Below are 5,972 nucleotides of genomic sequence, written 5' to 3' on the forward strand. Positions count from 1 at the left end.
GGGGTCCTGTGGAAGAACCCCCAAAAGTGGTCGTTCTGAGTTAAGGACCCTTCCAGAAGTGCCGTTTTAAATGTTTTTCAAGCTTATTGACCATCGCATCCACATCAATATCACCATTGCTCTTTTTAAAATTGTACTTACCAGTGAATGCAATGTGAGACCAAGCAATAGGTGAAATCCTGGCAAATTCATCAATAATTGCCTGGCTAACCCCATCGGCGAGCATTCTTTCATAAACGGTGTTCAAGATAATAGCGTTATAGGCGATGATAGAATTTGCAACCAATCTTACTGCATGCGCGCTGACCTGATTGTTTACTATTTTTTTGCCCTTAAAAACCCCGCGATAAATTTTTCTAATGAGCCCTTGGAGTTGGTGGTAGGCCTCAGTTCGATTTCTAGCGGTCCGTATGGCTTTTCGCAGCCCCATATTATCAATTAAATTTAACACATGTGTGCTTTTAAATATCGTATTATACTCAATCAGTGCTTTTTTAAGTCCGGCATAGCGCGCATAGGAGTTTAATTTTCTAACGATATTACTTTGTGTGTTTTCTTGTAGTAGCAAAGAAAGTAATACCCTTAAGATATCTCGTTTTTGCGATTTAATAAGATTTTTATCGATAACTCCCTGTGATTGAATAATCCCAGTATAATTATCAGGCGTTTTGACTGAATATAAGTTATTTGACGCCTCCCTTATGTCCTTAATGCTCGGCACATAATCAACATCGATAGAATCCAATATAACAAAGTTGAGTTTATTTAGAGAGTGGTTGTCTCCCGTCACCATATCGATGTTAATGTCTGTTTTATTACCCTGAATGACGTCGTAAAGAGAGTGCCCTTCATATTCGTTAAGTCCAATATTTTTAGCATTGGCGGCAACAAAGTTTGCAATCAATGTATAAATCGATAGCCCCGGGGATTTTCCAAGATATTTTTTTGAATATCTTGATTGAATGGTGCTTTCACTGGTTAGTAATTTTTGTCCATCAGCATCTGCTAGCAATTTGTCATCCATTAAATTCCATAGCTTAAAAATAGGCAGCGAATGAATCAGATTGCCCACCATGTCATTCGCCGCACATAATGTCTCTATGCGTATAAAATCTTCCTGAGTTGAACGCATCAAATTGTAATTTAGATCAGACATTTCGGCCATCTTCTCTATACCGATACCAAAGGCGTCTGATAAAATACAAGCATTAACGGCCAAGGCCATGGGTGTCTTTTTTTTATTGTACCGAGTTTTCATGTGGGTAAAGGATTGCCACATGTTAATGCGATCGCCGATATACATCATGATGTTTGGTATTTCTACTTGAGTCAGGGTTCTGAAAAAAGCATCGTCCAGGTTATCCAGGCTATCATAAGTCAAACTCCAGTCCTGTTCACCGGTTTTCTTTTCTTTGATATTGAATGCGACATTTTCACCGCCACTGATTCGTTTTGTCGTTTTATCCCACGTGGTGTCTAACGTCACGAGAGCTGCATCCAGACGTTCATCACAATAAACCGGGATTTTAGGATACCCAAATTCATTGGCTATTTTTTCAACATCATCGACTAAGGCATAGCTAATCAAATCATGATCGATGTCGCAGTAAGAAACGCTTTCATTGCAACAGAGCAGACCTTTATCCAAGCGGCGATACATTTTATGGTAAACAAAGAACTCGAATAAATGAGGGTCTATCTGTGCATCATCAGGATCTTTTTTTAAATAAAGAAGCTGTGTCTGGGATATGATGTCTTCCAGATCTTGCGGTAATTTAAACGTTGATGGGCCTTTGCCGCTACCATAGTGCTCTTTCAGTAAATCAATGAGCTCCATGATATCACTATCTTCCTTGTAAAATATAAATGGTACCGCCAGTAGAATTGGCCTTAAATAAAGTGCAAATAAACGTGACGATTTTAAATAAAATTCACGCATAGCTGCTTTTGTATCGAAGGTGCTGCCCTGTAAAAATTGCGCCAACGCTGGAAACTGCTCTTCTGGCAAGATCTTATAGGCCGCTTGATTTAATTCATCGTGGTTCAGTTCTTTTTTACGGTTTGGGAACCATTTAAGAAACTTGGCCAACTTAGGTAAATCAACAATCAAACCAGACTGGTACTCGGATTTTGCCTTTTCTGCATAAGTCTTCGCATCAACTGTAATAGCCCTTGTATGGTACATAAAACTTGTGATTAAATTATCCATGATCTGTTGATAACGGTGATAAATAAAACAAAGAGCATGTAACCATTGTTGCAGTCTAGATAACCTCCGCAATCGGGAAGCCGCGTATTGTTCTGCTATATCAGCGTAATAACGAATAGCATTTTTGGATAACAGCAGGGTTGGAAGAAAATCCTTTGCAAATTTATACAACTCTGCAATCGCCAATGCCTTTTCAACTTCAGCACTGAGCGCGGTGTATGTGAAATTTTTTTGATCAGCTCGTATGATGTTTAGCTTGGTTATCCCATCTTCTCGATCGATTAATTCAGATAACTGTTCTTGTTGACCCTGAGGAATTAATAATATGAGTTGATTAAGTCTATCGCCTTCATTAGCAAAGGCTTGAGTAAACATATCCTGCAAACTTCGGTAAGTAGGAATAACAATTTTTTGATTATCAAGATAGACCAGTAGTTGACGAAATGTGTCATGACCTTTGGGATAGTATCGTAGCAATTCACATATGTGTGCCTCAACCTGAATAGCCTGTTCCACTGACCAGTCTTGATACTCAAACAGGTTGAGAATAATTTGTTTTTGCTGATTTATGCGTTTACGAGTGATACTGCCCTGGAAAACCGCGTCTGTTTTTTTAAAAAAGTTGGTAAGCACATATTCAACATCCACTCGAACATCATCAAATGTAAAAGTGAAAAATTGATTCTTGGCTTTGAAGTACGCAAGCTGCAATATGAAATACACTTTTGTTTTGGTGGTACCAAATTGACCCAGGATATCCAATTCGACCTGATTTAGATCAAAATAGAGCTGTTGTTCATTTTGATTAAAAATTGGCCTCGCATAGAGATCGGCAATTTCAGCTTCAGGTAGGAGATAAATACGTTTTAGGTTCGTCATGCGGGTTCAAAAAAACGGAGGTTTGGATGGACTGATTTCTAAATCAATTGAAGTCGCATTGTACGCTGTTTTTTAGTAAGATAAAGCGGTTCAGTAAATCTTGGTTCAATATATCGTTTTTCGGTTAGTAAAATGGACGTAAATGTATGAAAATTGGATATGCGCGCGTTTCAACCAAAGATCAATCTTTGTCCCTGCAAGTTGATGCACTCAAAAAAGCTGGTTGTGATCAAATTCATGAAGAAATTGCCAGTGGTGCAAAAACAGCAAGACCTGTGCTTGATGAAATAATCCGAAACCTTCGGGAAGATGACACACTGATTATTTGGAAACTGGATCGGCTTGGCAGGAATCTAGCTCATTTAATTCATCTGACAACAAAATTGATTGAGAAAAAAGTTGGGCTGATCAGCTTAAACGATCCAATTGACACTTCAACTGCGCAGGGGCGGATGGTGTTTGGTATTTTTGCATCGCTTGCTGAATTTGAGCGCGAACTGATTCGTGAGCGTACACAGGCTGGTTTAAAATCAGCACGTGCACGTGGTAGAAAAGGTGGGCGTCCCAAAGGTATGTCTCAAGCTGCCATAGAAAAAGCAGCTATCGCGGAGGCATTATATAAGAATGGCAGTATCCCTGTTAAAAAAATTGCAGAACAATTAAGTATTTCTAAAACTACCCTGTATTTGTACCTGAGGTATCGAAATGTTGATATAGGTGCAAAAATATGACGATATCCCTTGATGTAGCGCTGGAAATTTTCAAGCCTTGCAAGTACTCAATGACATCAATGATGAGTGAAAAAGTGATGTCTTCAAACAGCATGATAAAATGGTTGGAACATGATTGCATTTTTATGAATAAGGATGCCCTGTGAGAGTGCTTGAAAAAAATATTATTAATGTATACGGCAAAAAAGGAAAGCAATGGTTGGCGGGTTTGCCGAAACTAATAGAGCTAATGGAAATAGCCCATGGATTAACAAATTTAAGGCCCGTTAAAAATTTAAGCTTCAATTACGTACTGTCCGGTCTTCAAGGCGCACAGCCCATTATCTTAAAATTGGGCCCAAATATAGATGGATTCAAACAAGAAGCCGAGGCACTTAAGGCTTTTACCGGATTTGGTGTTGTTAAAGTATTAGCTGAGGGTGACGCGATGCTCCTGCTTGAACGCGCGGTTTCAGGCGTTTCATTAAAATCGTATTTTCCTGAAAAAGACAATGATGCCATTCGCATCGCTTGTAAATGTTTAAAGCGGTTACACCAGGCACCAATTACTCAAGACCATGTATTTCCCCATATCGAAAATTGGCTTATTGCGCTAGATAAACATTGGGCAATACCAGAAAATTATCTTCAAAAAGCGAAGCTGTTACGCAATGATTTGCTCAATACCTCTTCAGCATCTATTTTACTCCATGGAGATCTGCATCATGATAATATGCTGCAAAATGGCGATGATTGGATCGTAATCGATCCTAAAGGCGTAATTGGTGAACCCGCCTATGAAGTAGCGGCTTTTATTCGAAATCCTATGCCGGAGTTGCTTACACACAAGGATGTGTCGAAGATTATTGATAACCGGATCACTCAATTTGCCAAAATCCTTAAATTATCAAAGCAACGAATAATCGCATGGTGCTTTGTACAATCCGTACTTGCATGGGCTTGGACCTTGGAAGATAACGGTGATGAGGCTTATTTTAAAGCATTAACAAAGTTGTTTTCACAGGACCTCAATAAGTCTTTTTTCCAACCAATTAAGTGAATCTTATGTTAAAAAATCTAATTCAAGATCAACAAATCATCGAGCTTTTGAAAATTCATTATGGGATTAATATTCACACAGCACAAGACATCCCAGGTGGCGCTGATATGAATGCATTTGTATATAAAGCTGATTCTAAATCTAATTCTTATTTTGTAAAGATAAAATACGGAGCTCATAATGAAATTAATTTATCAATTATCCGTCTCTTGCATGATTCTGGAATAAAAGAAATTATTTTTCCTATTCAAACACTTGATGCTAAATTATTTCAACAATTGGAACATTTTAAAGTAATGGTGTATCCATTTATTCATGCACCAAATGGTTTCACTCAAAATCTAACAGAAAAACAGTGGACACAGCTTGGAAAAATATTAAGACAAATTCATGAAACCACTGTTCCTACCTCGATTAAAAAACAATTAAGAAAAGAAATGTACTCAACTAAATGGCGCGAAGTGGTCAGGTCCTTTTATAGTAAAATGGAATCAGATGCTTCAGATGATAAAATTACAGCTGATTTCAAATCTTTTTTTAATCAAAAGATCGACTTGATTTATCAATTGGTTGATTCTGCAGAAGAGCTATCTAAAAAAATTCAACCTGATTCAGATAAATATGTACTGTGCCATTCTGATATACATGCGGGCAATGTGTTGGTCTCGAACGATGGAGCTATTTACATTATTGATTGGGATGAACCCATGTTAGCACCGAAAGAACGAGATTTGATGTTCATTGGTGGCGGCGTTGGCAATGTATGGAATAAACGTCATGAAATCCATTGCTTTTATGAAGGTTATGGTAAGACAAATTTCGATAAAACAATTTTATCTTATTATCGACATGAACGAATTGTTGAAGATATAGCTCTGTTTGGGCAAGACTTGCTTTCACAGGCTCTAGATGATCAGTCCAGACTTGACAGTTTTAAACATTTTAAAGCGATGTTTGAGCCCAACAACGTTGTTGAAATAGCTTTTTCCACCAGCCAAATGAGTAATTCAGAACCTATCTAATTGTCACTTACAGTACTATTCAATAAAACAGCCCATTTTATGGGCCTTTTCACCAGAACGCCCACTTTTGGGGGTTCTTCCACAGGCCCCCT

4 protein-coding genes are annotated in these 5,972 nt (G+C 38.1%); 3 read left to right on the forward strand and 1 reads right to left on the reverse strand.

Annotated elements, in window-relative coordinates; all coding sequences use genetic code 11:
- Positions 1–40 precede the first annotated feature (40 nt).
- Positions 41–3,088, reverse strand: coding sequence for a Tn3 family transposase (locus ACQY7T_RS02950; protein WP_428411225.1), 3,048 nt, complete (start codon positions 3,086–3,088; stop codon positions 41–43).
- Between the two features lie 146 nt (positions 3,089–3,234).
- Between ACQY7T_RS02950 and ACQY7T_RS02955 the strand changes: the two genes are divergently transcribed.
- From ACQY7T_RS02955 to ACQY7T_RS02965, 3 genes are all read left to right on the forward strand, one after another.
- Entirely contained in the window at positions 3,235–3,819 is a 585-nt protein-coding gene (locus tag ACQY7T_RS02955; protein WP_428411226.1) for a recombinase family protein, read from the forward strand.
- A 148-nt stretch (positions 3,820–3,967) separates the two neighbouring features.
- Positions 3,968–4,858 (forward strand): aminoglycoside phosphotransferase family protein, encoded by an 891-nt coding sequence (locus ACQY7T_RS02960; RefSeq protein ID WP_428411227.1) that lies wholly within the window; start codon positions 3,968–3,970, stop codon positions 4,856–4,858.
- Positions 4,859–4,863: 5 nt separating this feature from the next.
- Positions 4,864–5,880 (forward strand): phosphotransferase, encoded by a 1,017-nt coding sequence (locus tag ACQY7T_RS02965; protein ID WP_428411228.1) that lies wholly within the window; start codon positions 4,864–4,866, stop codon positions 5,878–5,880.
- Positions 5,881–5,972: the final 92 nt, after the last annotated feature.

The sequence above is a fragment of the Legionella sp. genome, from assembly GCF_965140895.1.
In the GTDB taxonomy this organism is placed as follows: domain Bacteria; phylum Pseudomonadota; class Gammaproteobacteria; order Legionellales; family Legionellaceae; genus Legionella.

What these genes read in the sequence shown, in the direction of transcription:
- ACQY7T_RS02955 (WP_428411226.1), top strand. Translation starts at nt 3,235, where the DNA reads ATGAAAATTGGATATGCGCGCGTTTCAACCAAAGATCAATCTTTGTCC.
- ACQY7T_RS02965 (WP_428411228.1), top strand. Translation starts at nt 4,864, where the DNA reads ATGTTAAAAAATCTAATTCAAGATCAACAAATCATCGAGCTTTTGAAA.
- ACQY7T_RS02950 (WP_428411225.1), bottom strand. Translation starts at nt 3,088, where the DNA reads ATGACGAACCTAAAACGTATTTATCTCCTACCTGAAGCTGAAATTGCC.